This window comes from Lederbergia sp. B243.17, from assembly GCF_057657925.1.
On the sequence record NZ_JBWBKF010000069.1, the window covers coordinates 61,342 to 87,153 of the forward strand.

Below are 25,812 nucleotides of genomic sequence, written 5' to 3' on the forward strand. Positions count from 1 at the left end.
GTCGGGACTGAACAAGATGATGGAGGTAGAGGGATGAGCAGAACATTCAGACGGACATTGGCCTGGCATGAAACAATGGAGCTTCATGAGCTGACCGCCGCCCAATCAAACGGGCTGATCAAGCTAAAATCGACGATCCGGAAGGTGAAGGATCCGGAATTGGCTGCACTGTATCGCAAGGCGATCCGAGATCTTGAGGGCAATGTCAGAGAGCTGATCCAGTTTTACCCGTCCGCGCCTGTTCATGCAGCGGAGCGGGCCGATGGTGTCAGTGCGGAGACGGCTTTTTATGCGGGCGATCTGCTCGGCATGAGCAAAACCTTGGTGAGAAATTATGCGAATGCAATAACGGAAACCGCTACTCCAGTGCTGCGCAGGACCTTCTTAAACCACTTGGAGAGGGCTATCAAGCTGCACGGTAATGTCTTCAATTATATGGAGAGGTATGGACTCTACCCTGCCTATGACCTCGGCCGACTGCTGGATAACGATCTGGCCAATGCCAATCGGGCCCTGTCGATGAAATACTGAATAGCAAAGCAAAAGGCCCATTGCGGAAATGCCGCGCTTGGGCCATCAGTTTTTATAGCGGTGATGGATATTGTTCTGCTTATACGTGCCCGCTTCGCTGAATTCATAAAGTTCCATCGAGAGAGCGAGATAGCGTTTCTTGAACAGTTCCGAAAAATGGTCTTTGATTTCCTCGAACAGTTTGTCACATACTTTCTTTTTTTCCTCGTCTGTCCGGCCAGAACCGATTTTCAGCGTGACATGGACGAAAGCATCATCCTCCGTCCCGTCTGCCACGACATAATCCTCCAATTTGATGGCGCGGGAACGGATACCGCCAATAGGAAACAGATTCCCGTGCGACAGGAGAGACAAATTGATTTTCTTCAAAAGAAGCGGCATTTCGGCTTCTTCGCCGACATTATCGGTGTATTCCACGATGATATGCGGCATCTTTCACACCTCTTCCGAATACGTCATCACCAGCAAGTCTGTTCACAAGCGATCCGACTCCCTCGATTTCGGTTGTCACCACGTCACCTGCCACTACATTGACCGTTCCCTTCGGCGTTCCGGTCAAAATGACATCGCTTTCATTTAATGTCATGAAACTGCTGATATATTCGATCAGCTCCGGGATGCCAAATACCATATCCGCTGTATTCCCCTCTTGGACAAGCTCGCCATTCACATATGTGCGCAGTGCCAGGTTCATCGGATCTGGGATGTGAGCCGCATCGACAAGCCAGGGGCCAATCGGCGTGCAGCCATCCCGGTTCTTCACCCGCAAGTTTGGTCGGTAATAGTTTTCCAGATAATCGCGGATCGCATAGTCATTCGCAATCGTGTAGCCGGCAACATGCTCATATGCCTTTTCACGCGGGATCCCTTTGCCTTGTTTTCCGATCACGACGGCCAGCTCGCATTCATAATGCATATAGGCCGCATCGGCTGGGCGGCGTGTTTCGCCAAGATGCCCGATCATCGTATTTGGCCCTTTCAGAAAGATGAGCGGTTCTTCCGGCGCTTTGAATTCCAGCTCTCCCGCATGGTCGGCATAATTGAGACCAAGGGCAAAGATCGTCTTTGGCTCAACAGGCGGCAGCCAGACCACATCTTCTTCCTTGACCATCCGCCCGTCATCGAGCCTTAGTGCCCCGTCTTTTTCCGAAATCCTGTGGAGCGCTCCCTTAAAGGCCACTCTACCTTGCTTCATCCGCCGCTCCTCCTTTCGGCCTCCACCTTGTTTTCAAGAATACCGAGCTGGTCAATTTCAATTCTAACAAGATCCCCATCACGGGCGAGCGGCGGCAGATCCGGCACACCTGTCAGGACGATATCCCCCGGCTCAAGCGTCATAAAATCGGTCAATTCCGCAAGCAGCACGGGAATCGGTCGGATGAGATCACTTGTATTTGCTGTTTTGCGAAGCTCACCGTTAATGTAGATGCGGATCCCGAGTTCGCCCGGATTTTCCACAGCATTTATCGGGATTGCGGGGCCGATCGGGCAAAAACCGTCACGCGCCTTCTCCTTCATCGCGGGGCGAAAATAGCTAGTATGCGGGATCGTGACATCATTGACGATGACATACCCTTTGATATAATCATACGCTTCCTCTTCCCTGACCCTTGCCGCTTTTTTTCCGATGACGATACCAAGTCCTGCTCCAGCCGCCACTTCGCTCACCCCATCAGGAAGCGGGATGGCGTCTCCGTTCCCGGAGACCGTATTGGCCGGTTTGATATAGAGAACCGGGGCTTCCGGCGGTTTTTGATAAGGAGGGAGATGGAGCGTCTCTTCAATCCTTTCATACTCCTCACGAAAATTCAGCAATGTTCCGTAAACCGTCAACGTGTTGCCTCCTCTTCAGAAAGCAGCCGCTCTTCCGATAAAAGAACGGCCGCTCTACGTTATGTTATTTTCCGGTACCCGCCCTCGAAGAAGGCGAGCGGTTTGCCGTCTTCTACACGCAGATCCGTCACTTCCCCGATGAATAGCGTATGGTCACCGGCGATGACTTCATTCTGCACATTGCACGTCATATTGACGAGGGCATCCGGGATGACTGGCATGCCATTGAAGTGATCGAATTCGACATGCTTCTCCTCTTTTTTCTGGCCGGCAAAATAAGCGGAAAAATCCTGTTGATCCTCTTTCAGCACACTGACGGCAAATGTTTTTGCCTGGCTGATCAGCGGATTCATGTTCGCTTTTTCGCCGACTGAAATGAGTACGAGCTTCGGGTGAAGCGAAACGGAAACAAACGCGTTCGCCGTCATGCCGTGGACCGTCTCCCCAAGCTGTGTCGTAATCACTGTCACACCTGTCGCAAATTTCCCCATCGCTGTTCTAAACAAGCGGTCTTCCATCCTCATTGCTCCCTTCAGGCACTTCTCCCCTAAATGATAAACTCGGGCTTCCGCTGTTCGAGAGTCGGTTTTCCGGCCTCTATTTCCTCGCCGGTAATAATGTCAAGGACGGCCGAGGCTTCGTTGAACCAGCAATCCGGAGCAGCATGGCCCCAGAACGTCTGCCGCCGCGGGTCGTTTAAATCCCAGCGAATCGGCTTCCAGTCGGGATCACTTGTCAAATAGTCACCGCTGTATAATTCAATCCGGTGGCCGTCCGGGTCGCGCAAATAAAGGAAGAATGCATTGGACAAACCATGGCGTCCCGGTCCCCGTTCAATCTTCTCCCCATATCCGAGCGAGGCGAGCATATCGCACGCGTGGATGATGGCGAGCGGATCTGGGAGCCAGAAGCCTGCATGGTGGAGACGCGGTCCCTCTCCGTTCATAAATGCCTGGTCATGGACGGTATGCTTCCGGTGAAGCCAGGCTGCCCAAGTCTTTTCATCCTCTGCCGCCGTATATTCCGAACAAGCAAATCCGAGCGACTCTTTGTAAAAGTCACAGGCGGCTTCCACGTCACGGACAAGACAATTGAAGTGATCGATCCGCTGGATACGCGCCCCTCTGTACAAATCATAGCGCTGCAGCAAACGTTCCACTTCTTCCATTCTAGCAAAGAACTCGATCGGCAGCCCGGAAATATCCTGGACGCGGAGCGCACGCCCGATGCCCCGCTGCTCACCGTCATTGAGCCACTTTGTCTTGCAGCCTTTTGAGGCGAACAATTCCTCAAGCAGATCAAGATCCGCTTCGGAACCGACCTTATAACTAAGAGCCTCGACAGCCGGCTTCTCGCTCTTTTTTAGCAGCAGGCTGTGGTGCCCCCGTTCTTCAAGGCCGCGTAAAAACAAGTGATCGCCATCGCTTTCCGTTTCAATAAAACCGAGAGCATCCACGTAGAACCTTCGTGAAGCCTCCAAATCTGTAACATGGAGCACTGCTCTTGCACAGCGGACAATATTGAAATCCATTTCTACGCCCCCTTTTAGACCCCCGCAAAGTCCGGCTTTGAGGAAGATCCCTTTTTCAAAAAGTCATTGATCAGCTCTTTATAAGGTTCTTTTTCAAAATTGGAGAAATAGGTCATACCCATCCGGACCGGATCACCGAAGAAATAATATTCATAGTGCATTTGCCTGCTGCCGAATGCGCTCATCGTTACGTCCCACGCGAGCCTGAAGAGCTGGACGCGCTCATATCCTTCGAGATTTTTGCCTTGGAGCCCGCGGTGCAAAATGGCCCCGATCTCCTCGTTCTCAAAATCTGCCTGTGTCGGGATCCCCATCAGGCCCGATGCACCGAGCACACGAAGAATTTCGACGAGCCGCGGATAAATCCTAGGGTACCAGTTTCTCGCCGCATCAAGCGCCGCATAATCAGGTGTCATCATTCCCCACTGGTCGAGCTTCGAATTGTGCTCCGCCCGGTACAGATGCGACTTCATCGTCTCCAGCGTAAGCATGATTTCCGTTCCCTTATCCTGGACATGCTGGAAGCCATCAATGCCGATTGCGTCCATCATGCTGAGGGCAATGCCGAGGACGAATTCGGTTTTCACAATGTTTTTTGCCAGCACCTGATGTGACATGTGGACGACTGCGTTTGTTTCACGGAACGTCCGGTTGCAGATCGAGGAATTCCCACAGACGAAAACACGGTCCCACGGAACAAAGACATGATCAAAGGAAACGATCGCATCCCCTTCCTCAAAGCGGGAGGAAAGCGGATGGTCCCACTCATTCTTGCCGTAATCGAACGATTCCCGGCTAAGGAATTTCAGGCCTGGGGTATTGTTCGGGATCGCGAAGGCGAGTGAATACGGGTCATCAAGCTCTCCGGCCTTTTTTACGGTCGACGGGAAGACGAGCAGTTCATCCGTGATGCCCCCTTGAGTGGCGAGCAGGCGTATTCCGTCTACGATAATGCCGTCGCTCCTTTTCTCGACAAGATGAAGCGCCACGTTCGCATCCTTTTGCTCGTGCTGTGCCTTCGCCCGATTCACTTGCGGGTGGATGAGCGTATGGGTCAGCGAGATATCATTTTCTCGGGCATACTCATAATAGTTTTTCGCATTGTCGGCAAACATCGGATCTGCCTCTTTGAAAAATTCATAGGCCGTCCCCATCGCCATTACCTCAGCATTCAGATAATCCGGAGAGCGTCCCATCATGCCTCCCGATGTTTTCGCCCATTCCGTGATCGCTTCCCGGCGGGCGATCAAATCATCGATCGTTCGCGGCTGCAGAAACGTCATTCCGACTTTATTGCCTGTAGAAGGTGACGTATAAAGCATTTTTTCCGGCTTCTCGTACTGGAGATCATAAAGATCAGCCATTGACCTGATCACATTTTTGAAGGCGGAATGGGTTGTCGGATCCTCCACTCTCTCACCGTGGATATAAATGTTGTTTTTGGCGGCTTTCAAACGATCGATATATTCCTGGCCTGTTTTAGCTGGCATCGCTGCGTTCCCTCCTTATTTTTTCCCGAACTGCGGAATGTGATGGTTTTCGAGTGCCACGTGAATGACTTTCGGTTCACAGTAAAATTCGAGAATGGCATAATGCCCGCCTTCCCTGCCAATTCCGCTCGCCTTCATGCCGCCGAATGGAATTCTAAGGTCTCTCACATTCTGCGAATTGACCCAAAGCATTCCGGCATCGACCGCCTGGGCAACCCGGTGCCCCCGCTTCATATCATTCGTCCACACATAGCCGGCAAGCCCGTACTTAACGTCATTTGCCATTTCGATCACTTCTTCTTCGGTTTCAAATTCGATTACAGTCATGACCGGGCCGAAGATTTCCTCTTGGGAGACCGCCATTTTGTTTTGAGCGCCAAGGAGCAAGGTCGGCGGCACGTAGTTTCCGGCTTTGAATTCTTCCGCCACTTCGCCCTGAACAACTTCACAGCCTTCCTTTTTTGCAAGCTCGATATAGCCAGTCACTTTTTCAAAATGCTTTCGATCAATCAGCGGTCCGAGCTCCGTTCCTGGATCAAGCGGATCGCCGATGGTGATATTGGCGACCCTTTCTTTTAGGGCAGCGATGAATTCATCTTTGATGGAAGAGTGGAGGAAAAGCCTCGAATTGGCTGTACAGCGTTCTCCATTAAAAGAGAAAATTCCCCAGACGGCAGCGTCCAGCGCACGCTCAATGTCCGCATCCCCAAAGACGATCAAAGGGGATTTGCCGCCAAGCTCCATTGATGTTTTCTTCAATGAATCAGCTGCATTTTTGATAATGGTCGATCCTGTCACTGTTTCACCTGTGAATGAAATTGCCTTCACTTTGTCGTTCTCGACGAGCGCTGCACCAGCCGTTTCCCCGAAACCATGGACAACATTGAACACTCCATGGGGAACCCCGGCCCGGTCGATGATCTCGGCAAGCTTATTTGCGGAAAGCGGCGATAGCTCCGCCGGTTTTAGCACGACGGTATTTCCTGTGGCAAGGGCAGGAGCGACCTTCCACGTTGTCAGCATAAAGGGGGCATTCCACGGCGTAATCAACCCGACCGCACCTAGCGGCTTGTAAACCGTGTAATTCAGGAACTCGCCATCCTGCATATAGGCATCCCCGTGCATCCGGGTCCTTACCATCCGCGAATAGAACCGGAAATTCTCTGACGCACGTGCAGCCTGCTTCCTGGTCTGTGCAATCGGCAGACCGGTATCAAGCGCCTCCAGGCGAGCAATCTCCTCCTGTTCCTCATCGATCAGATCGGCAATCTTCTCAATGTACGCCATCCTTTCCTCCGTTTTCATCCGTCCCCATGGCCCCTGGCGGAACGCCCTGTCAGCAGCCGCTGCGGCTATCTCGATGTCACGCTTTCCACCTTTTGCGACACGGTTTATCTCCTCATTCGTGAACGGCGACACATTCGCGAAAGTATCCCCGCTTTCTGCATCCCGGAACTCCCCGTCCACATATAGCCTTACATCCTCTACCTTCGTATGCGCCAGCTCTCGCGCGCCCTTCACAACCTCCATTGCTAAAACCTCCTTTTGGGGGACAGGCCAAAGCGCTTTACACTTGACTGCGGCAGGCCGAACCCTTTTTTATCGTACGACGACGGTATCCTTCAGTTCGGTATAGTTCATCAAGGTTTGGCGGATTTCTTCCTGGACTGCGGCAGATGGGAGGGCCATCGGTTTCCGGAGGACCGGCTTGATTTTGCCCATCATGCCTAGCGCCGCCTTCACCGGCGCAGGATTCGTATCCCGGAACAGGACGTCATTCAGCGGCATCATTTCATAATGCATGTCTTGCGCCCGCTTTACGTCCCCTTCCGCCCACGCATTGTAAATTTCTGCAACTCTCTTCGGGGCTACATTTGCAGTGGCGCTGATATGGCCGGCTCCTCCGATGGCGAGCATCGGGTAGCAGAGCAATTCAATTCCCGAATAAAGATTAAAATCGCGGCCGCATTTCAGGAGAACGCGGTTCACATGCTCGAAATCCTTGTTCGATTCTTTAATGCCGATGATGTTCGTACAGTCCTCGACAAGCCGGGCAATTGTCTCCACTTCGAGATTAACTGCAGTCCGTCCGGGTATGTTATACAAAATGATCGGGATATCGACTGAGTTGGCGACGGTCTTGAAATGATCATACAGCGCTTGCTGGTTCGGCCTATTATAATACGGAACAATGACCATCGCTCCGTCCGCACCCATTTCCTGTGCCGCCTTCGTCAGGCGGAGCGTCTCCCGATGATTAACTGAACCAGTCCCCGGGAGAAATGGAACCCGGCTATCCACTCTTTTTACAGCCGCTTCCATTACTTGTTCGCGTTCCTCAACCGTAAGTGAACTTGGCTCCCCACTCGTCCCCGTCACGGAAATCCCGTGGCTTCCGCTTTCAATATGCCAGTCTATCAGACTCTCAAACGTCTCAAAATCTATACTCTCATCTTCCAAAAACGGTGTGATGACAGGTGAAATCGATCCTCTAAATCGCAGCTTCGCCTCTCGGTAATCCATTGAACAAGCCCCCATTTCTCTGCTAATTTTCTGAATAATTAAATCGTATATGATTTCATATACAAAGTCAAATGATATTTGCAAACGCTTACAAATTAATTTTTATGGAATGGATTTGGATATGAAAAAAACCGCTCCACGGCCTACGGCTGGCCTTTGGAGCGGCGTCTTTCAAAGTCTTCTGCTGTTTTCCATTTATGCTGCCGGACGGCTTCCTCCACTTCTTTAAAGGAGGCTTTCGTCTCAAGGAGCCTGATAATTCCCTCATGCTCATCGATTGCTGTCTTAACCCGGCCTGAGTACAGTGTTGAACCGGCTCCGCGGATGGCATCAAGCTTTCCCTGCAGTTGACTGATCATCGTGATCAGCGCCCCATTTCCGCACCCCTCATAGATCATTCTGTGAAAATCAATATTGAATCCACTGTAGCTTCTAAAATCAAATTCTTCCAAAGCCTCCTTCATCCGTTCATTTTTCTCCCGAAGCTCGCCGATTCTCTCTTCCGTTATCGAAGGAATGCCGAGTGCTGATGCATACCCCTCCAAGACGGCAAGCACCTTTAAATTTTCATAGTAATCTTCCTCATTAATCGGTCTGACGACCGGACCGACGTTCCGCTCGTACTCGACAAGCCCTTCTGCCTCCAGCTGCCGGATTGCCTCCCGTACAGGGATCGAGCTCGTCGCCAGCTCCTTGGCGATCTGATCAATCACAATCCGCTGTCCAGGCGCGTATACGCGCTCGACAATTCGTGCTTTTAATACCCGATAAACCATCTGCTGCTTATTCTCTTTATTTTTCTCCATGAGTTAATCGTATAGGATATCGTATACTATCGTCAATAGCTGGGGCCATAAAGAAGGCTGTCCAGAAGGTCAATGAAGCTGCGTATGGAAAAGTCGGTGTGCGGTTCCGGTTGCTTTCCGCTCCGGGGCACGCTTTCCGCGGGCACGGCTTGAGCTTCCTCAGTCGCTTCGCGCCTTGCGGGATCTCAAGGCCCGTGCTTTTCCCGCAGGAGTCGGCCCCTGCACTCCAAGCAACGGCCAGGTAGGTAGGCGAATTACAAACAGTCAGACCCCACCGTAGAAATAGAAAAAATCGCTTCCTTTTACAAAGTGAAGTCACCACAACACCATCTAAAGGAGCGATTTTTCATGTGCAATCTAAAGACTGTTGCTGATAATTATACCAGACAACTGGCATTTCCGATCGAGGCTAAGACGGTCTTCGAACATCCGAAACGCGTGATCATCCCCGCATTCAGTAAGTATAATAACCGTCAATCCCTGGATGTCGAATTGCTTATTAAGGAAACCGGCAGATCTACCGGAACCCGGTTTATGAAGAAGTGAAGGGCAAAGCGAGAAAAACCCTTGTAGAGGAAAGCCTTAAACAGGTATACGCCAAGAGGAGGTTTGAAGCAGAGTGAATTTTTGGAAATCCCAAGTGCGATTTGGTGTTCTGAGAGACACCACGTGACTGACAGCAAAAGGAAAAGCAGGAGGAAAAACCGGCGGTTTTTCCGCTCCTGCTCCATTTTAGGAATTATTGGACAGCCCTTATTCCTCCTCTTATTGCTCTGATTTTTTGACAACCGGCCGTTTGTCCTTGTGGAGAGCGTTCTTTATAAAGTCGTCATCCACATTCAAGTGTTCCTTGATTGTGTTCGCCGGGGTCAGCGCCATCCACTGATTCAGGGAAACATCTGCAAAATGGTCACTGCGGAACATTTCTAGGAAACGAAGCGTTGTATCCCCGGTATTTTCAATATAGTGGCCCATTGCGAAAGGAACAAACCCGACATCGCCTTCCCGGTAATCAAATGTCCGCGCATGCCCTTCTGCGGCGAATACCGTCATCCGGCCTTTGCCTTCCAGATAAAATTGCCATTCTGCTGCGTTCGGATGCCAGTGAAGTTCACGCAGGCCGCCCGGTTCCACTTCTACAAGAGCAGCTGCCACGGTCTTTGATGCATGGAAGTTTTTCGAATCGGCGATCCATACTTTGCCTCCAGGACTCGTAATCGGTTCTTGCTCAAGCAGGCGGAAGCTGAACGGATTCGGCACGCCTCCGTTCGTATCGGTCGGGTGCTCTTCGCAAAGCGGTCCCGGCACTTTTCCTTGGAACATATACTCTTCCTTATGAGGGATATGGTCAAAAGCGTCCTCAGAAACACCAAAGTTCTTCGCAAGTATTTCTTTCGGTGTATGGGCAAACCAATCCGTTATCGAGAATGTGCTGTTTTCTGAGAAACTGCCGTCATCAAAGACGAGCAGGAACTCGCAGCCTTCTTCAAGGCCGGTAATGGAATGAGGGAAACCAGAAGGGAAGAACCAAAGATCTCCTTCTTTGACATCGTCGATGAATACCCGCCCTTCCGCGTCAACGCATGTGATGCGTGCACTTCCAGAAAGCATGATCGCCCATTCCGCTTCCTTATGCCAATGCAATTCCCTGACTCCGCCAGGCTTCAGGCGCATATTCACAGAAGCCAGCGTATCAGCGATCGGCAGTTCACGTTCTGTTACTTCATGTGACCAGCCGCCCTTTTGAAGTCGCATATGTGAATCCGCGAATGAAAACTTCATATTTGGCAATGTGCCAGAATCCGTCTCCGGCGGTACGATCACATCCGGATTTTGCAGATCGCGTTCTATATTGCGCGGCCCTTCGTCTGTTGCTCCTTTATCTCCGCGGATCGGATGCGGAATCGATTGATCCATGACTTTTCTTTTATATTCTTCAAGTGATTTTCCCATACTGAACCCTCCTACGAAAATTTTAATAGCCCAATGCCAAGCCGAGTGCGCGTGGATCTGCCGCGGCCTCCAGTCTGTTCGGAAAGATCTGTATCGCCTGGGCATGCCCGACAAGGTCGCTGTAATCTTCTATATAATGAACATTTATATGGCCCTTTTTTTCAAGCTCTTGAGCAAGCGTTTCTGAAAACCGCCCTTCCAGTCTGAGACCCCTATGCTGGTCGCCCCATGTTCTGCCTAAAAGCCAGCGGGGTTCATCAATGGCTTCCTGGACGGAATAACCCTTATCGAATACCCGTGTAATGATCGTCGCCTGTGTTTGCGGCTCTCCGTCTCCGCCCATGGCACCGACGACAAGCTCCGGACCGTCATCTCCCAACACCATCGAACATGTTAATGTATGGGCTGGACGCTTATTAGGCTCCAATGCATTACGTGCAGACGGATCCAGTGAAAAATATGTTCCTCTGTTTTGAAGAACCATACCGGTTTTTCCTGCAACCAGCCCTGACCCCCATTCCCAATAGAGGCTCTGTACGCAAGCTACAGCATTTCCTTCACGATCGACTGCACAGCTGAATGTCGTATCCCCTTTGTGGCTCAAGCCTTGCTCGGGGGCAACCATGTTCGGATCATCCATCATTTTTGCCCGATCTGAAAGATATCCCTTGCTTAACAGCTCCTTTATCGGGACTTGGTTAAAGTTAGGGTCATCCAAATATTCATCCCGGTCTTTAAAGGCAAGAGCAGTCGCTCTGGTAAACTTGTCAATGTAATCCACTTCTGATAGATTGGCAATATCATAATGCTCCAACATGCCAAGGATCTCTAATGTGGTATGGCCTGCAGAATTCGGAGGCGGCGCCAGAACCATTCTGCCTCTGTATTCGGCACGCAAAGGATCCACCCATTCGGACGAATGTTTTTCAAAGTCCTCCAACGTTAAGAGGCCGCCCTCTTTCTGAAGGAAATTAACGATGTCCTTTGCAATTTCTCCTTTGTAAAAAACATCCCTGCCTTCCTTCCCGATTGCTTCAAGCATATCGGCCATTTCAGGGTTATCCATCACTTCGCCAGCTAAATAAGGAGCGACTCCATCCTTTAGATAGACTTCTGCAGTAGAAGGATAGGAGCGGAGCAAATGCAAGCTGGATTCCGAGAATTTCGCTAAGGACTCGCTTACCGGAAATCCGTTTCTTGCATAGTTTACTGCCAGTTCGAGGCATTCCTCAAAGGAGAGTTTTCCAAACCGTTCATGTGCGGAGGCCCAGCCGTCAACGGCTCCTGGCACCGTGAGTGCCGCTCTGGGACTGCGGATATCAATCTGATCCTGGCCCGCATACACATCCCGGTTTGCTTTACTGCCAGCTTGTCGCTGGCATTCAGGCAATACTGCTTGCCTGTAGCAGCTTCATGGATGATCCAGAAAGAATCTCCTCCTGGACCGGTCATATGGGGAAAAACAACGCCTAGTGTGGAATTGACCGCAACCATCGCATCAATTGCGTTGCCGCCATTTTGCAAAACCTTGTTTCCGGCAATGGTGGCCAATTCATTTGGAGAGGCTACAGCTGCTTCGCGTGCAATAAATGACTTGCCGAAGCGCGGGTCAATATTTCGTGCCCCCATCCTTTGTTTTGTCTGATTAGAATCCAAAAACCGTTCACCCTTCCTATACTTTTTTCTCTACCCCTTTCTTTATTTCTTTCTTTGATTCTCCCTGCTACATTCATGTCGTTCCCGTCTCGCACAGGGATAAACGACTTTTTTCCAATTCTGGAATTTACTATTATTTTTCCATTGAAAATCCATCTACAGCGGTGCTTGCTGGTTAACTGAATTACACCGGAAGTAAAATAAGTCTATAAAAAATAAAGCAGGAGAAGAAAAAATGACGCGTTTTTCTTCTCCTGCTTTTTCCTTTTTCACTTATCTTGTGGCTGCCTTCCCAGAAGACCCGCTCACTTTTAAAGATAGACACCGGTAGTTTTACATTATTGTTTTTTCCGCTGCCAATGAGACGGATTGATACCGATAGTTTTGCCTTTTCGCTTTCTTCCAGTGTTATTTTCGGATCAAGTCCTTATCATTGTGTAAAAAGAGAATTCCTCTATATAAAAGGAAAGGGTCGTCACAGAAAATCAGTTTTCACTGACGTTCTGGACAACCCTATCATTATGATATAATACTTTCCATTGTTTCCATCATGATCGGCTGAGGATCAATTCTTTTCACTTCAATAAACTGAACTTGGTGTCCATCCATTTCTTTTACCGTAAATAGAAAACCTTGATCCTCCAAAGTCCCGCCTTCGGTAATGTCAAAATTCTGGGAGAGCACCCAGCCGCCGAGTGTGTCAACTTCCTCGTCGGATAGTTCTGCTCCGAGCAGATCATTGACCTCATGAACAAGCACTTTCCCACTGAAAACATAGTGATTTTCGTCCACCTTCGTTATATCCTCTACCTCATCCGTATCAAATTCATCACGGATTTCTCCGACAATCTCTTCAATGATATCCTCGACGGTGACAAGTCCTGACGTACCGCCGTATTCATCAACGAGAACTGCCATATGGGTATGCTCCTCTTGCATTTTCAGCAGCAGGTCATGGATTGGGATCGTCTCGATTACGAGAATGACCGGTTTCAGAAAGTCAGTGATTTTCCGGTTTCCATCCGGGCCATTTTTAATCTGCGCCATCAAGATATCTTTCACATTGACGAGACCAATAATATTGTCTTTGTCCCCTTCGTATACCGGATAGCGGGTCAATTTCTCCTCCTGGACCACATCAAGCCAATCCTTAACGTCGTCATCAGTGGACATTGTGATCATTGCAGTGCGGGGCACCATGATCTCCTTGGCGATCCGGTTGTCGAACTTAAATATATTGTTGACATAGGTCAATTCCGCCTGATTGATTTCGCCGCTTTTGTAGCTGTCAGACAAGATGATGCGCAGCTCTTCCTCGGTATGCGATACTTCGTGTTCCATCACTGGCTTGAGGCCAAATATTTTTACCATGAAGCGGGCCGAGCCGTTGAGGGCCCAAATGAACGGAAACATGATTCTGTAAAACCAGATGAGCGGCTTTGCAAACATCAGTGTAACCCTTTCCGCCTTTTGAATGGCTACCGTCTTCGGCGCCAATTCCCCGACAACCACATGCAAAAATGTAATGAACAGGAATGCTACTGCTACTGAGATAATATGGGATACCGATGCATCGATTGCAAGTTTGCCCAGTAACGGGTCAAGCAGGCTTTTGACTGCGGGCTCTCCAAGCCAGCCGATGCCGAGTGCGGTTACAGTAATCCCAAGCTGGCATGCAGACAAATATTCATCCATGTGCGTAATGACTTGTTTGGCTGCTTTAGCTCCAGACCGCCCCTCTTCAACGAGTTGGTCGATCCGCGAACTTCTAATCTTGACAATGGCAAATTCCGTAGCTACGAAAAAAGCGGTCATTGCGATCAAAACTGCAATTAAGAGTAAACTGACTATGTCCAAATGGTTCACCTTTCAAAGAAAGGTGTACACCTCCTGTGGTTTTATTCGTCTATCGTCATAACGCGGACGAGACGTTTATACACTAAATTATACTATGCATCTTTCACGTTGCCTATTTTTTATTTCTGTTTTTTTGTTAAAGTTTTATTTTCGAGTCTACCCGAAACCCAGATTGCAAGCAGTTTTTTCATCTAGTGGAAAGGGCTTACAAAAAATAATTCTTCTCTGTTCGCTCCTTACCGTGTACACTATGATTGAGACAGAAAGCGAGGTTGGAAAGTTGAATTTATGGGATTTTATCGTTGCTCTGATCCTGGGCCTTGTCGAAGGACTCACTGAATTTGCGCCCGTGTCGTCCACTGGCCACATGATCATCGTCGACGATATGTTGTTGAAGTCAGTCAATATTTTAGGCTCGCCTGAAGTGGCAAATACATTTAAAGTCGTCATCCAGCTCGGCTCCATTTTGGCCGTGGTGATCGTCTTCTGGCAGAGGCTCTGGAGCCTTGTCGGTGTCCGCATGCCTGGATCCCAGGCGGTACCCGACAAGGGGCAGAAACATCTGAAGTTAACCCACATTATCATCGGCCTCGTGCCAGCCGCCGTTCTTGGCTTTGCCTTCGAGGACTTTATTGACAAGCACTTGTTCTCCGTGGAGACCGTGCTTATCGCTCTCATTGCCGGAGCATTCCTCATGATTGGCGCCGACTTGAAAATGAAGCGTGATCAAAAACAGAACCGGCATTTTGAAGGGGCAGACCTTGATGAAATTACATATAAGCAGGCATTCCTGATTGGTCTGTTTCAGTGCATCGCCCTCTGGCCGGGCTTTTCCCGTTCCGGGGCGACGATCTCCGGCGGTGTTTTCATGGGCCTGAAACACCGTGCAGCTGCCGATTTCACCTTTATCATGGCGGTGCCCATCATGTTCGGAGCCAGTGCCGTTTCCCTGATTAAAAAAATGGATGTCTTGACGGCCGATGTGATTCCGTTTTTTGCAGTCGGCTTCATCAGTGCGTTCATCTTCGCTTGGATATCGATCCGCTTCTTCCTGGCATTGATCAACAAAATCAAACTGATGCCATTTGCGATATACCGGATCATCCTGGCGGTTGTCCTTGGGATTGTTTATATTAATATGAGATAACTGGCGAAACCTCTGCTTTCAGCAGAGGTTTTTTTATGGACGGGACTCCTTATTGTATCTCCAAAAACGAGTATAGACTGGAAACTTAGGCAGGCGGCCTGCAAACGCTAATAGAATGGTTCAGCTTTGTTCTTTTCAAGGAAAGCGCGATTTCATACAATAAAGCTACATGTACATTCAGGAAGGCGGGATCAAGATGGGAAGACCTATTTTTACACCGCTCGGTGACATGGCGGTTGTGATTGAATTCGCGAAGGAAATGAGCTTGGAGACGAACCAGGTGATCATCGCCTGGAAGCGGCAGCTGGAGCAAGAACCGTTTCCAGGTTTTGTCGAGGCTGTTCCTGCTTACACGACGCTGACGGTTTTTTATGATCCAATGAGGATTCCGTCCTCGTTCCCTTTTGCAGAGGTAAAGGAGAAGCTGATCCGCCTAGGTGAGCGGGTGGAGATCGAGAGGAACGAAGAGCGCCCGATCCTGGACATTCCGGTCTATTACGGACCGCCCTATGGTCCCGACCTGCCCTATGTTGCCGAATATGCCGGATTGACCGAACAAGAGGTGATTGAGATTCATAGCGGCCAATTGTACGATGTCTATTTTCTTGGCTTCGCTCCTGGGTTCCCTTTTCTTGGAGGCATGGATAAGCGCATTGCCGTTCCGCGGAAGGATACTCCCCGTCTCCGGGTCGAAAAAGGATCGGTCGGCATTGCCGGCGAACAGACGGGCATTTATCCGAATTCATCCCCCGGCGGCTGGCAAATTATCGGTCGCACCTCCCTCTCCCTCTTCGATCCTGCCAACACCCCGCCCGCCCTCGTCACCCCCGGCATTCGCCTCCGTTTCCAGAGAAAGGTACCGTCACGGTGAAGCGGTAAAGTATAGACGATAGGATTAGAGAACAGGGAAGAGGTGGATGAAAGATGGGAATATATATAGCGAAGGCCGGGATGTTGACAACGGTGCAGGATTTAGGACGGTTCGGCTGGCAGGCTTCAGGGGTACCTGTCGGCGGCGCGATGGATCAGCGGGCCGCTATGCTTGCCAACGCTGCCGTGAATAATCCGTTCGGCGAAGCATTGCTCGAATTTACATTGATCGGGCCTGAGCTTGTATTCGAGACTGAGGCGGTTGTGGCCATCGCCGGTGCAGATATGGCACCTCTTCTCGACGGAGAGCCGGCTCCACGTTTAAAGCCGTTCGTTGTCCGCCGGAACAGCCGGCTTGCTTTCCATTCGGCAAAAAACGGGGTCCGAACTTATCTCGCTGTCAAAGGCGGGTTCTCACTCCCCGAAGTCCTCAGCAGCAAAAGCACGCTGCTGAGCGCGAAGCTCGGCGGGCTTCATGGCGAATCCCTCAAAAATGGGGACAGGCTGCCACTCGAACAATCCTGGGCCGCGGTGCCTGCGGGATGGAGGCTGTCTCCCCAATCCGAAAGCTATTTGGAAGATGACAGTCCCTTGCGATTTGTCCGGGGCCGTCAATACGGCTGGGTGGATTCTGAGGCACACAAAACGTTTGTCAGCAGCCTTTACAAAGTGAGCCCAAATTCGGATAGAATGGGGTGCCGATTGACAGGGCCAGCCCTCACATTTGCGCATTCCATGCAATTGCCGACAGAGGGAACGGCATTCGGCTCCATCCAAATCCCACCGGACGGGCAACCGATCATCTTGATGGCCGACAGGCAGCCAACAGGCGGATATCCGAAAATCGGTGAAATCCTTACATCCGACTTGCCGCGGCTAAGCCAAAAAGCGCCGGGCAGCCATGTACGATTTGAAGAGATTCCGCTGAAAACAGCACAGGAACTGCTGAGAGAAAATCTGCTGCAATTGCAACTCTTGAAATCGGCGGCTGCCTTAAAGTGGTCAAAGGAGGAGTCGGGAAAGCATGTATAAGATTGATTTGAACTGTGATATGGGTGAAGGTTTCGGAAACTATTCATTCGGAAGCGATAAAGAAATGATGAAGTGGATTTCCTCTGCAAATATTGCCTGCGGGTATCATGCTGGTGACCCGCGGACAATGAGGGAAACGGTTGAATTGGCTTTGGAGTATGGCGTCGCCATCGGCGCCCACCCGGGGCTGCCTGATCTGCAAGGTTTCGGCAGGCGCCCGCTTGCCATCTCCGCACAGGAGGCGTATGATATGGTCCTGTATCAGATTGGGGCACTCCAAGCATTTGTCAGTACATGTGGAGGAGTGCTGCATCATGTGAAGCCGCATGGAGCACTTTACAATATGGCTGCATTGGACGCTGATCTGGCAGAGGCGATTGTCCGGGCAGTGAAGGCTCTGAATCCCAAACTGAAAATATACGGGTTATCCGGCAGTCAATTGACAAAAGCCGCAGAATCGGCAGGCCTGTCGTATGCAGCAGAAGTGTTTGCCGACAGAACCTATCAGCCGAACGGAACGTTGACACCGCGCAACCGGCCTGATGCGGTCATCACTGATGAAAATGCTGCGATCAACCATGTTTTGAGAATGGTGAAGGAGAACCAGGCAGCAACTGCAGAGGGAGCGCTCATCCCTGTAAAGGCCGACACCCTTTGTCTCCATGGAGACAATCCGGCCGCCATCCGCTTCGCTCAAACCTTGCATAGCGTCTTTTCCAAAGAAGGCATCAAAATTGGAATTTAAAAGTTACAGCAGCCCTAAATATCGTGAAGGGCTGTTTGTTTTCAACAGACAATGGGGAATGTGTTGGTATCAAGAGTATGGAAGGAGTGAGCGGTACGTATAGGAAGATTGTGCATGTAAGCCCGCCGCAGTTTTTGATTTTAACATTTTTAGGGTTGATGCTGACCGGAACGGTGCTGTTGAAGCTGCCGTTTTCGACCGTACAGCCTATTTCCTGGATGGATGCCTTGTTTACCGCCACGTCCGCCGTCACGGTGACCGGACTGAATGTGATAGATCCAGGGGCAGCCTATACACTGTTCGGGCAAATTGTGATCATGCTGCTGATTCAGGTAGGCGGCCTTGGCATTATGTCTTTTTCGATTCTGATTTTTATTATGCTCGGACGCAAAATCGGCTTGAAGCAGAGGATTGTCATCCAGCAGGCCCTCAATCAGACATCTATTGGCGGTATCATCAGATTGGTCCGGCGTTTGTTCGTCTTCTCCTTCTTGATCGAAGGTGTAGCCGTCATTTTTCTAAGCATACGCTGGGTTCCTGAATATGGTTGGGCAAAGGGAATCTATTACGGTTTCTTCCATGCAGTTTCTGCCTTTAATAACGCAGGATTCGCCCTTTGGCCAGACAATCTGTCACGGTATGTCGGCGATCCGATTGTCAACTTGTCGATTACCGGCCTAATCATCATTGGGGGAATCGGCTTTACTGTCTTATCCGATCTTCGTGACAAGAAAGGGCTGCGGAAACTGACGTTGCATTCCAAGCTGATGATTTATGGCACGCTTCTAGTCAATCTCGTCTCCATGCTCGTTATTTTCCTGCTTGAGCACCATAACCCCGCTACACTTGGCGGGCTTGACCTTTCGGAAAAATGGTGGGCCGCCTATTTTCAGACGGTGACAGCCAGAACCGCAGGATTCAATACGATTGACATTGCCGGCTTCGATGCGTCCACAGCATTGTATATGATCATGCTGATGTTCGTGGGGGCAGGAAGCGCTTCTACCGGCGGTGGCATCAAACTGACCACCTTTCTCGTCATTTTGCTGGCGGTGGGCACGTATTTAAAAGGAGAAAGGGAAGTGACCTACCTAAACCGTTCCATTCACACGAATCATATTTTCAAAGCGTTGGCCATTGCCGTCATCAGCCTGTCATTGATTTTCACATCCCTGTTCATCCTGAACATTACAGAGGATCTGCCTTTTCTTCCGTTAATGTTCGAGGTCGTCTCTGCGTTTGGGACAGCCGGCCTCACCATGGATGTCACAACCCACCTGAGCACGGTCGGAAGGGGAATCATCATCTTCATGATGCTAATCGGAAAACTCGGCCCGCTGACCCTGGCTTTTTCACTGGCCAGAAAGCATCAGGCCAAAGTCCGTTACCCGAACGAAGACCTCCTTATCGGCTAACATTTGGAGTCTGGTTTCCGGTGCTTTTACGCGTCTTTAGACCGGAGATCAGCCCCCTTTTTGTATATGCTTCCAAAGTAATGGGCATTATTTACATCTTTGATTATTGGAGGGCGTGTGATAACATTTTTGGTAGGTAGTGTATAAGGGAAAGCATTCTAGAACGCCCGTAGGTCAGAGAGGAAGATACATAAATGGAAGAATTAACGAGGGAGGAATTGCTTCAGCGGCAGTTTGAACATGAGGATTCCTTCGTGTCGGCAACGATGCAGCCTTCACTGGACCGGATCCAATCTTTTTTGCTCGAATACACGAACTTGCATTATCTGACTTTCATCAGTGAGGAAATTCTAGTCCGCTATATTAAACATCATCGTGCCAATGACTACGAACAGATCTCCTTTAAGCAGACAATCAAGGACATCAAGAACTTTTTATACTTTCTATCAAACTGCAAAAATATCGAAAACGTACCCGATCTAGATCTCTCCGTCCAAAACACCTCCTTTTGGAGCCAAATTTAACAAACATGCCAATCAAGCAATAATGAGAGGACAGTTCCCTAAGGCGATTTCTCGCCCTTAAGGCCTGCATGAAGCGTGAAACTCTCCATAAGCAATAAGAAAACCCGGGCGGTCATCCGCCCGGATTTTCTTTCATTACCGTCTGCAAAAACTTTGTGGCAGCTGGCTGCCGCTTTGAATTTGACGGTATGCAGAGCACGGCTTGCTGGCCGTAAACGAGGGGAGCAAGCTTGTCTATTGCCTCAATATCCACACCGACAATTTCTCCTCCAGGCGAAGCGTAGCCCTGCTCAAGCGCTCGCCCGCCGACGCCCAGCCCGGCAAGCGGAATCAGCTGCCCATCCTCATTCAACTCGTCAAAAAATTCTTTCCTGACAACGAGCACATCAATCGAAGCGGTTGAAAGTTCCGCAGCAAATTTCTGCAATCCGGCATTGGCCTCCGGATTCATTCCTTCAGACGAAAACGGGACAGCCCGAATCTGGACTTCAGCATGTTCCGCTTCATCTCCAGCAAGCAGCCTTTCGTTCAATTCCCCCTCCAGCTTCTTGATGGCCTCTTCGTTCACCCTCTCCTCCAGCAAAACGATATTCAAAAAAACGTCCTTCTGCGGAGGCTGTGAAAATAGGAAAATGGCGGCAACGATCAGTCCGATGCCCCCGAGAAAATAGAACTTGTAATAATGCCAGAGATGATCGAACTTCTCCCTCGCCGTCATTGGCGCCAATGTTTCCTTCAGACTCTTCTTCATACAGCCTCACCTGATTTATGCTTCCGCGTATTTTTTGCGCAAAAATTGAATGCTTCCGTCGATATGCGGTTCTGTCGTGCCTTCCATCAAAAATTGAATATGCGGCTTCCGCGGCTTGATCAGCTCCATCACTTTATCGTAATTGAGCAAGCCCTGACCGACTGCCGTGAAGGTCAGCTTTCCATCGTTAATGATAAAGTCTTTTGCATGGACGATAGCAATCCTGTCGCCGAGAAGGCGGACCGCTTCATCATATATTTCTTCCTGGCGTTCATATGTTTCAGCAGTCAGCAAATTCGCCGGATCAAAAATGACCTGCAAATTATTTGAATCGACAAGATCCAGCAGGCGCTTCAGCAATTTTGCCGAATAAACCGGATGATTCACCCCTGCTTCAACACCGACGATCACGCCGAACTTTTCCGCCTCCGCCACAAGCTCCTTCACACTCTCGACTACATCGAGAAACGGTTTTTCATGGAAGTTATCTTCCGTATAGCCCATTTTCGCGTGGACATTTCCAGTTTCCGTGCCGACGATACTGCAGCCGAAGTCACGTGCATAGCGGATATGCTCCTTGAAACGATCCAAGGCTTTTCTCCGCTCTTCGAGATCGGGATGTATCATATTAATATAGCATCCGAGGACAGAAATTCTCAACCCCCTGCTGCTGAATGCTCCTCCAATTTGGTGGGCAAGTCCCGGCGAGAGACTGCCATTTTTTGTATTCAAATCGGGAAAGGATTTTGCCAAAGCCAGCTGGACGCCGGAAAGCCCCTTCCCGGCAATTTCCTCTGCCAATTCCTCTAATGGGCGGTTGGCGATGTCGTGTGCGCGTATACCTAGATTCATTGTTTTATCCCCTTTCGTCAAGTTTCAAAAAGACAGCAAGACTAGGAATCACTTCCCGGAGCTGTTCAACGATCTTTTTCGCAAGCCTAATCGCTCCTGTCTCACTGAAATGGGTATCGTCTTTAATTCCATCAGGATAATTCGTCTGTTCTCCCGGCTTGAACCAGAGGAAAAGCTTCTTCGCACCCTCCGGCCCCAAGTCCTCATAAATCAAGCGGGACTTCTCCCACAGATCAATCAGCGGGACGCCTTCTTTCTCTGCCAGCTTGATCATCGAGGACGGATATTCTCCAAGACTGTTAACAATTTTGCCAGACTCATCGAACGTCCTCCTGTGCATCGGTGTGATCAAAACCGGGAATGCCCCTTTCCGTCTCGCCCCTTCAATGTAGGGAAGCAAGCTGGCCGGAAATTCTTCAATCGGCTCGGTTCCGATCGGCTTCTGATCATTGTGACCAAACTGAATGAATAGGTAATCCCCTTCATCGATCCTCTCTAAAATTGCCTGGAGCCTGCCCTCTTCCCTGAAGCTGTTCGAACTCCGTCCCCCGACCGCTTCGTTATGAACGGTCACATTTTCATCGAAGAACGAAGAAAGCACCTGCCCCCATCCAGCTCGCGGCTCTTGGCCAGACGGGCAGTCGGACACAGTTGAATCCCCTGCAAGAAATATACATATCTTCCTTTTCATTCTTCTCCTCCTTCTTGCGCGAAAATAAGCCGCTCCCTCGATAGGAACAGCTTCTCTCGCCGATCAGTCCGGAAGTAAATCTTCACGGACCGGTGTGAACACATCAACGATTGCAGATTTCTCAAGCGCCTTTGCACTGTGTCTCGCTTGGCTTGGAATGACGAGGCTCTCTCCTTTTTCAAGAATTGTTTCTTCCCCGTCAACCCGGAAGGACATTCTCCCGAATAGGCAGTACGTCATCTGCTCGTGGATATGATGATGCTCATACCCTTCCGCACCCTTTTCAAAGTGTACCTCCATCATCATCAAGGAAGCACCCGGAGGAAGTATCTTCCGCTTAACACCCGGTTCAGCTTCTTCCCATTGGCCGAATTTCCTCACCTTTCCTCACATCCTTCCATCATGTTTCAAGCTCCGCCGTTTTGAGGGTTCTGCTCGCCTCTGCACGACTGAAGGCCAGCAGCGAAATGCGCATGATCATATATCCAAGCAGACCAAGGCTAAAAAACGGGATCAAGCCCGGAAGCAGACTCAAGCCCGTATATAAAATGGCCGCGCCGATCAGCATCATAAATGTGAAATGCGGGAAAGACAATCCGAGAACGAGCGCATTTTTCAAATATGTCTTGATGGATCCTTGAAAATGAACGTATACCGGAAAAATATACAAAAGCAAGACAAGATAGACGAAGCTGATGGCGACGATCGCATAACGGACGAACGTGAACAATACGGTTGTCGTCGGCAAATAGGCCAAGTCGACATATAAAATGAATCCGGCAGCAAGCAGGAGAATGCCGAGGAGGTTCGATTTCAGAAACTCCTTTTTGTAAACAGTCCAGTATGTGGAAAAGATGGGGATATCCTTTTCGCCCAGCTGCCATTTGCGTGTCACCGCAAAGAGTGCGACCGTGGCAGGAGCCCAGCCGAAAACGCCAAGCCCCAACACGGCGAACGTGAACCAGAGCACATTTACATAGGCTATTCGCGAAATCGATTCGCACACCCGAAAAAACAATCCATCAAAGCCTCCAAGTTTCATCAACAGCACCTCCCCGGTATGTCTTCTTTTATTGGCCGATCATGTCTCTTTCTGCCGCACCAAGCAGATCTTGGATCGAAACAGGTTTGTTTTCCTTTGCTGATTTCCAGACTGCTTCTCCTACCGCGATCGAGTAGGCTCCCGCTTCTGACCCGGCGAGAATCTCGTACTTCCGTCTCGGATCAGGACCAAGGAACAGGTCATTCAGCAAGACCGGATCACCGCCGCCGTGGCCGCCCGGCGTCTCGACCACATGAATAATTTCCTTTGAGCCGAACAATGGATAAACATCGATCGTCTGCTTTGGCACTTCGAATGGCACCCGGCTCGGCGCATGCCATTCCTGGGTTTCGATTCTGCCCTTCGTACCATTGATGGCAAGACGGTAGCCTTCAAACGGCACTGAAAAATTGATTGAATAGCTTAGCAGCGCACCTTTCTCGTAGCGGACTGTTGCCACATATGTATCTTCAATGTCGATCTCCGAATCAAAGATGCAGGCGTCCGGCCTGTAGCCTGTATACTGTTTGTCATTCATCTCTTCCATTTTAAGATGGTCGTCCTTTACAGCCGCCTGCATCGTCCGCGGGTTCCATCGCATGTAGTAGTCGCAATCATTCTGGACACTGCACGTACCGCAATAGCGGTTATCAGTCTCCGGATCCGGGTTCAGTTCCCCGCCAGGTCCGTAGTAATTCAACGCACCATATGCGAAGGCCTCGATCGGCTTTTGATCGATCCACCAATTGACCAAGTCAAAATGGTGGGTCGATTTGTGGACGGATAGCCCGCCGGAAAATTCCCGTCTTCTGTTCCACCGTTTGAAGTAGCTCGCTCCGTGATAGGTATCGATATACCAGTTAAGATCGACGGACGTCACCCTGCCGATTCTTCCTTCAAGGATCAGCTCCTTGATTTTCCGGTGATGCGGACTGTAGCGGTAGTTGAACGCAACCGTGACCTTCCCTTTGCTTGTCGCTTCAGCCTCACGAACCCGTTTTGCATCTTCAGCTTTCGTGACCATCGGCTTTTCTGTGATAACGTCAATACCGGCCTCAAGCGCGGCGAGAATGTAATCGACATGAGTATCATCCCGACTTGTTACAATGACTGCATCCGGCTTTGTTTCCAGTAGCATCTGCCCGAGTTGCGACGGATTATAGGAAGGGACGGACGCCAGCTTCGAAAAACGCTCCCTGCCAAGATGAACCCGGTATGGGTCACTGTCGAGCAGTCCAACGATTTCATTTCCCTCTGCGAATTCAGCAAGCAGCGGCTTGATGAACATACTCATTGCACGATTGCTCAATCCACAGACTGCATATCTTCTTTTCATTCTGCGCTCACTTCCTCATCCGCCGTTAGCTTATCCATCTCCATGCACGCCATAATGAACGCGCCGGCCCCATGCAAATCATTCACGCTTCTTTCGCGGGTGATATAGTACTCGTACACACCGATCGAAGTGCCGATAACGATATCCTTCAGTGTGACCTTTCCATCTTCCGCTAGCTCCACCTTGTGTTCGATCAGCCCTGCGAATGCCTTTTTCGCTATATCCGCATACTCCCTGCCGACATATCCTTTCAGAACAGCCTTTGCAATCACATAGGTGAACAGGCTTGAGCAGGAAGCCTCGAGCCAATTGTCTTCCCGATCCCCTTTATCAATGACCTGATACCATAATCCGGTTTCCGCATCTTGATAGTTTGCGATATTTTTAACGTAGTCGCGGATGAAAGAAATCCACTCATTCCGCATCACATGACCTTCTGGGAGCAGATCGATCATGTCGATGACAGCCAGGCCGTACCAGCCGAGCGCCCTGCCCCAGATTTCCGGAGCCTTCCCGTCTTCACGTGCCCAAGGCTGCTGTGCTTTTTCGTCCCAGCCGTGGTGGTACAGGCCGGTATGCTCGCATTTTGTGTGCTTTCGCATCAATTGTTCCTGATAAATGACCATGTCGATGAGTTCAGGATCACTGAAGTCATTCGCGTAATGGAGGGCGAACGGTCCGCCCATATACAAACCATCGAGCCACATTTGGTACGGGTACTTATCTTTATGCCAGAATCCGCCTTCGCTCGTTACATTCAGTGTCGGAAAAATATCTCGAAGTCTTTTGGCCGCAAGTTTATATTTCTGCTCTCCTGTTGTTTTATAAAGCGGGAATAGCAAAAGCCCTGCCTGGATCGAGTCGAGTTCATCCCGGGCAAAAAGCAGATTTCCCTCTTCATCGACGAGATTGTCCACGTATGCCTTATAATAATCATGATATTTCGTGTCGCCTGTTTTTCTGTAGACAAGATCCATCGCGCAAAGGAAAACTCCCTGATGATAATGCCAGCGGCTTGCCGGCGGAAGCTCAGCCGGAGTAAAAGTTTCCATTAGCGTATCGCATGTCTTTTGAGCCCAATATAGAGGCGTTTCAATTTCCACAACATTTTTCAAATGGTGTCCACCCTCTCCAAATCCTTTTTGTAAGCGTTAACAACCTTTCTCTCCTTTACCTTAAAACATAATAGAAATAAAAACTATAATCATTTCAGCGGAAGTTCATATC

General features: G+C 49.9%; 26 protein-coding genes and 1 pseudogene. 8 read left to right on the forward strand and 19 right to left on the reverse strand.

Annotated elements, in window-relative coordinates; all coding sequences use genetic code 11:
• Positions 1–33: 33 nt before the first annotated feature.
• The gene (locus AC0TWI_RS12465; protein WP_488126661.1) at positions 34–531 is read left to right on the forward strand and encodes a spore coat protein; all 498 of its coding nucleotides are present in this window, start codon (positions 34–36) and stop codon (positions 529–531) included.
• 45 nt (positions 532–576) lie between these two features.
• Here the strand turns inward: AC0TWI_RS12465 and AC0TWI_RS12470 are convergent, their stop codons facing one another.
• From AC0TWI_RS12470 to AC0TWI_RS12510, 9 genes are all read right to left on the reverse strand, one after another.
• A complete protein-coding gene (locus AC0TWI_RS12470; protein WP_488126662.1) occupies positions 577–963 on the reverse strand; it encodes a 5-carboxymethyl-2-hydroxymuconate Delta-isomerase in 387 nt (128 codons plus the stop codon).
• Positions 932–1,726, reverse strand: a complete 795-nt coding sequence (locus AC0TWI_RS12475) for a fumarylacetoacetate hydrolase family protein (protein ID WP_488126663.1) — start codon at positions 1,724–1,726, stop codon at positions 932–934. The genes AC0TWI_RS12470 and AC0TWI_RS12475 overlap by 32 nt, the downstream gene beginning before the upstream one ends.
• On the reverse strand, positions 1,723–2,364 hold the full coding sequence (locus AC0TWI_RS12480) for a fumarylacetoacetate hydrolase family protein (protein ID WP_488126664.1): 642 nt from the start codon (positions 2,362–2,364) through the stop codon (positions 1,723–1,725). The genes AC0TWI_RS12475 and AC0TWI_RS12480 overlap by 4 nt, the downstream gene beginning before the upstream one ends.
• 59 nt (positions 2,365–2,423) lie before the next feature.
• Entirely contained in the window at positions 2,424–2,882 is a 459-nt protein-coding gene (locus tag AC0TWI_RS12485) for a flavin reductase family protein (RefSeq protein WP_488126665.1), read from the reverse strand.
• 29 nt (positions 2,883–2,911) lie between these two features.
• A complete protein-coding gene (gene hpaD / locus AC0TWI_RS12490) occupies positions 2,912–3,895 on the reverse strand; it encodes a 3,4-dihydroxyphenylacetate 2,3-dioxygenase (RefSeq protein ID WP_488126666.1) in 984 nt (327 codons plus the stop codon).
• 14 nt (positions 3,896–3,909) lie between these two features.
• Positions 3,910–5,385 (reverse strand): 4-hydroxyphenylacetate 3-monooxygenase, oxygenase component, encoded by a 1,476-nt coding sequence (hpaB, locus tag AC0TWI_RS12495; RefSeq protein WP_488126667.1) that lies wholly within the window; start codon positions 5,383–5,385, stop codon positions 3,910–3,912.
• A 15-nt stretch (positions 5,386–5,400) separates the two neighbouring features.
• Entirely contained in the window at positions 5,401–6,915 is a 1,515-nt protein-coding gene (hpaE, locus tag AC0TWI_RS12500; RefSeq protein WP_488126668.1) for a 5-carboxymethyl-2-hydroxymuconate semialdehyde dehydrogenase, read from the reverse strand.
• A gap of 69 nt (positions 6,916–6,984) precedes the next feature.
• Complete coding sequence (hpaI, locus tag AC0TWI_RS12505) at positions 6,985–7,908, reverse strand: 2,4-dihydroxyhept-2-ene-1,7-dioic acid aldolase (protein WP_488126669.1); 924 nt, start codon at positions 7,906–7,908, stop codon at positions 6,985–6,987.
• Positions 7,909–8,051: 143 nt separating this feature from the next.
• The gene (locus tag AC0TWI_RS12510; RefSeq protein WP_488126670.1) at positions 8,052–8,714 is read right to left on the reverse strand and encodes a GntR family transcriptional regulator; all 663 of its coding nucleotides are present in this window, start codon (positions 8,712–8,714) and stop codon (positions 8,052–8,054) included.
• A 348-nt stretch (positions 8,715–9,062) separates the two neighbouring features.
• On the opposite strand from AC0TWI_RS12510, the gene AC0TWI_RS12515 reads away from it, so the two are divergent.
• Positions 9,063–9,260 (forward strand): hypothetical protein, encoded by a 198-nt coding sequence (locus AC0TWI_RS12515; protein WP_488126671.1) that lies wholly within the window; start codon positions 9,063–9,065, stop codon positions 9,258–9,260.
• Between the two features lie 219 nt (positions 9,261–9,479).
• Here the strand turns inward: AC0TWI_RS12515 and AC0TWI_RS12520 are convergent, their stop codons facing one another.
• The 3 genes and pseudogenes from AC0TWI_RS12520 to AC0TWI_RS12530 form a co-directional block, all read right to left on the reverse strand.
• The gene (locus AC0TWI_RS12520) at positions 9,480–10,667 is read right to left on the reverse strand and encodes an oxalate decarboxylase family bicupin (protein ID WP_488126672.1); all 1,188 of its coding nucleotides are present in this window, start codon (positions 10,665–10,667) and stop codon (positions 9,480–9,482) included.
• A gap of 22 nt (positions 10,668–10,689) precedes the next feature.
• Positions 10,690–12,296 (reverse strand): annotated as a pseudogene (gene ggt, locus AC0TWI_RS12525) (gamma-glutamyltransferase).
• Positions 12,297–12,842: 546 nt separating this feature from the next.
• Positions 12,843–14,180 (reverse strand): hemolysin family protein, encoded by a 1,338-nt coding sequence (locus AC0TWI_RS12530; RefSeq protein ID WP_488126673.1) that lies wholly within the window; start codon positions 14,178–14,180, stop codon positions 12,843–12,845.
• Between the two features lie 280 nt (positions 14,181–14,460).
• Between AC0TWI_RS12530 and AC0TWI_RS12535 the strand changes: the two genes are divergently transcribed.
• The 6 genes from AC0TWI_RS12535 (at position 14,461) to AC0TWI_RS12560 (ending at position 19,913) form a co-directional block, all read left to right on the forward strand.
• Positions 14,461–15,327 (forward strand): undecaprenyl-diphosphate phosphatase, encoded by an 867-nt coding sequence (locus tag AC0TWI_RS12535; RefSeq protein WP_488126674.1) that lies wholly within the window; start codon positions 14,461–14,463, stop codon positions 15,325–15,327.
• A 196-nt stretch (positions 15,328–15,523) separates the two neighbouring features.
• The gene (pxpB, locus tag AC0TWI_RS12540; RefSeq protein ID WP_488126675.1) at positions 15,524–16,198 is read left to right on the forward strand and encodes a 5-oxoprolinase subunit PxpB; all 675 of its coding nucleotides are present in this window, start codon (positions 15,524–15,526) and stop codon (positions 16,196–16,198) included.
• Positions 16,199–16,251: 53 nt separating this feature from the next.
• Positions 16,252–17,229: a 5-oxoprolinase subunit C family protein gene (locus AC0TWI_RS12545; RefSeq protein WP_488126676.1), complete on the forward strand. Its 978-nt coding sequence runs from the start codon at positions 16,252–16,254 to the stop codon at positions 17,227–17,229.
• Positions 17,222–17,974, forward strand: coding sequence for a LamB/YcsF family protein (locus tag AC0TWI_RS12550; protein WP_488126677.1), 753 nt, complete (start codon positions 17,222–17,224; stop codon positions 17,972–17,974). The genes AC0TWI_RS12545 and AC0TWI_RS12550 overlap by 8 nt, the downstream gene beginning before the upstream one ends.
• Before the next feature lie 77 nt (positions 17,975–18,051).
• Entirely contained in the window at positions 18,052–19,389 is a 1,338-nt protein-coding gene (locus tag AC0TWI_RS12555; protein ID WP_488126678.1) for a TrkH family potassium uptake protein, read from the forward strand.
• Between the two features lie 194 nt (positions 19,390–19,583).
• The gene (locus tag AC0TWI_RS12560; protein ID WP_488126679.1) at positions 19,584–19,913 is read left to right on the forward strand and encodes a hypothetical protein; all 330 of its coding nucleotides are present in this window, start codon (positions 19,584–19,586) and stop codon (positions 19,911–19,913) included.
• 112 nt (positions 19,914–20,025) lie between these two features.
• Here the strand turns inward: AC0TWI_RS12560 and AC0TWI_RS12565 are convergent, their stop codons facing one another.
• The 7 genes from AC0TWI_RS12565 to AC0TWI_RS12595 all read right to left on the reverse strand — a co-directional run bounded on the left by AC0TWI_RS12565 (position 20,026) and on the right by AC0TWI_RS12595 (position 25,700).
• Positions 20,026–20,664 (reverse strand): hypothetical protein, encoded by a 639-nt coding sequence (locus AC0TWI_RS12565; protein WP_488126680.1) that lies wholly within the window; start codon positions 20,662–20,664, stop codon positions 20,026–20,028.
• 15 nt (positions 20,665–20,679) lie between these two features.
• The gene (locus tag AC0TWI_RS12570; RefSeq protein WP_488126681.1) at positions 20,680–21,516 is read right to left on the reverse strand and encodes a sugar phosphate isomerase/epimerase family protein; all 837 of its coding nucleotides are present in this window, start codon (positions 21,514–21,516) and stop codon (positions 20,680–20,682) included.
• 4 nt (positions 21,517–21,520) lie between these two features.
• Positions 21,521–22,207, reverse strand: a complete 687-nt coding sequence (locus tag AC0TWI_RS12575) for a rhamnogalacturonan acetylesterase (RefSeq protein WP_488126682.1) — start codon at positions 22,205–22,207, stop codon at positions 21,521–21,523.
• A 63-nt stretch (positions 22,208–22,270) separates the two neighbouring features.
• Positions 22,271–22,588, reverse strand: a complete 318-nt coding sequence (locus tag AC0TWI_RS12580; RefSeq protein WP_488126683.1) for a cupin domain-containing protein — start codon at positions 22,586–22,588, stop codon at positions 22,271–22,273.
• A gap of 19 nt (positions 22,589–22,607) precedes the next feature.
• Positions 22,608–23,249 carry a YesL family protein gene (locus AC0TWI_RS12585; protein ID WP_488126684.1) on the reverse strand — a complete coding sequence of 214 codons (642 nt, stop codon included), beginning with the start codon at positions 23,247–23,249 and terminating at the stop codon, positions 22,608–22,610.
• Between the two features lie 28 nt (positions 23,250–23,277).
• The gene (locus AC0TWI_RS12590) at positions 23,278–24,585 is read right to left on the reverse strand and encodes a Gfo/Idh/MocA family protein (RefSeq protein ID WP_488126685.1); all 1,308 of its coding nucleotides are present in this window, start codon (positions 24,583–24,585) and stop codon (positions 23,278–23,280) included.
• Entirely contained in the window at positions 24,582–25,700 is a 1,119-nt protein-coding gene (locus AC0TWI_RS12595) for a glycoside hydrolase family 88/105 protein (RefSeq protein WP_488126686.1), read from the reverse strand. Before AC0TWI_RS12595 ends, AC0TWI_RS12590 begins: the two co-directional genes overlap by 4 nt.
• Positions 25,701–25,812: the final 112 nt, after the last annotated feature.

Coding starts and splice junctions, on each gene's coding strand:
- AC0TWI_RS12510 (WP_488126670.1), bottom strand. CDS start 8,714: ATGGAGAAAAATAAAGAGAATAAGCAGCAGATGGTTTATCGGGTATTA.
- AC0TWI_RS12550 (WP_488126677.1), top strand. CDS start 17,222: ATGTATAAGATTGATTTGAACTGTGATATGGGTGAAGGTTTCGGAAAC.
- AC0TWI_RS12545 (WP_488126676.1), top strand. CDS start 16,252: ATGGGAATATATATAGCGAAGGCCGGGATGTTGACAACGGTGCAGGAT.
- AC0TWI_RS12560 (WP_488126679.1), top strand. CDS start 19,584: ATGGAAGAATTAACGAGGGAGGAATTGCTTCAGCGGCAGTTTGAACAT.
- AC0TWI_RS12570 (WP_488126681.1), bottom strand. CDS start 21,516: ATGAATCTAGGTATACGCGCACACGACATCGCCAACCGCCCATTAGAG.
- AC0TWI_RS12475 (WP_488126663.1), bottom strand. CDS start 1,726: ATGAAGCAAGGTAGAGTGGCCTTTAAGGGAGCGCTCCACAGGATTTCG.
- AC0TWI_RS12470 (WP_488126662.1), bottom strand. CDS start 963: ATGCCGCATATCATCGTGGAATACACCGATAATGTCGGCGAAGAAGCC.
- AC0TWI_RS12555 (WP_488126678.1), top strand. CDS start 18,052: ATGGAAGGAGTGAGCGGTACGTATAGGAAGATTGTGCATGTAAGCCCG.
- AC0TWI_RS12565 (WP_488126680.1), bottom strand. CDS start 20,664: ATGAAGAAGAGTCTGAAGGAAACATTGGCGCCAATGACGGCGAGGGAG.
- AC0TWI_RS12585 (WP_488126684.1), bottom strand. CDS start 23,249: ATGAAACTTGGAGGCTTTGATGGATTGTTTTTTCGGGTGTGCGAATCG.
- AC0TWI_RS12520 (WP_488126672.1), bottom strand. CDS start 10,667: ATGGGAAAATCACTTGAAGAATATAAAAGAAAAGTCATGGATCAATCG.
- AC0TWI_RS12515 (WP_488126671.1), top strand. CDS start 9,063: ATGTGCAATCTAAAGACTGTTGCTGATAATTATACCAGACAACTGGCA.
- hpaE (WP_488126668.1), bottom strand. CDS start 6,915: ATGGAGGTTGTGAAGGGCGCGCGAGAGCTGGCGCATACGAAGGTAGAG.
- hpaD (WP_488126666.1), bottom strand. CDS start 3,895: ATGGATTTCAATATTGTCCGCTGTGCAAGAGCAGTGCTCCATGTTACA.
- AC0TWI_RS12590 (WP_488126685.1), bottom strand. CDS start 24,585: ATGAAAAGAAGATATGCAGTCTGTGGATTGAGCAATCGTGCAATGAGT.
- AC0TWI_RS12465 (WP_488126661.1), top strand. CDS start 34: ATGAGCAGAACATTCAGACGGACATTGGCCTGGCATGAAACAATGGAG.
- AC0TWI_RS12485 (WP_488126665.1), bottom strand. CDS start 2,882: ATGGAAGACCGCTTGTTTAGAACAGCGATGGGGAAATTTGCGACAGGT.
- AC0TWI_RS12575 (WP_488126682.1), bottom strand. CDS start 22,207: ATGAAAAGGAAGATATGTATATTTCTTGCAGGGGATTCAACTGTGTCC.
- hpaB (WP_488126667.1), bottom strand. CDS start 5,385: ATGCCAGCTAAAACAGGCCAGGAATATATCGATCGTTTGAAAGCCGCC.
- pxpB (WP_488126675.1), top strand. CDS start 15,524: ATGGGAAGACCTATTTTTACACCGCTCGGTGACATGGCGGTTGTGATT.
- hpaI (WP_488126669.1), bottom strand. CDS start 7,908: ATGGATTACCGAGAGGCGAAGCTGCGATTTAGAGGATCGATTTCACCT.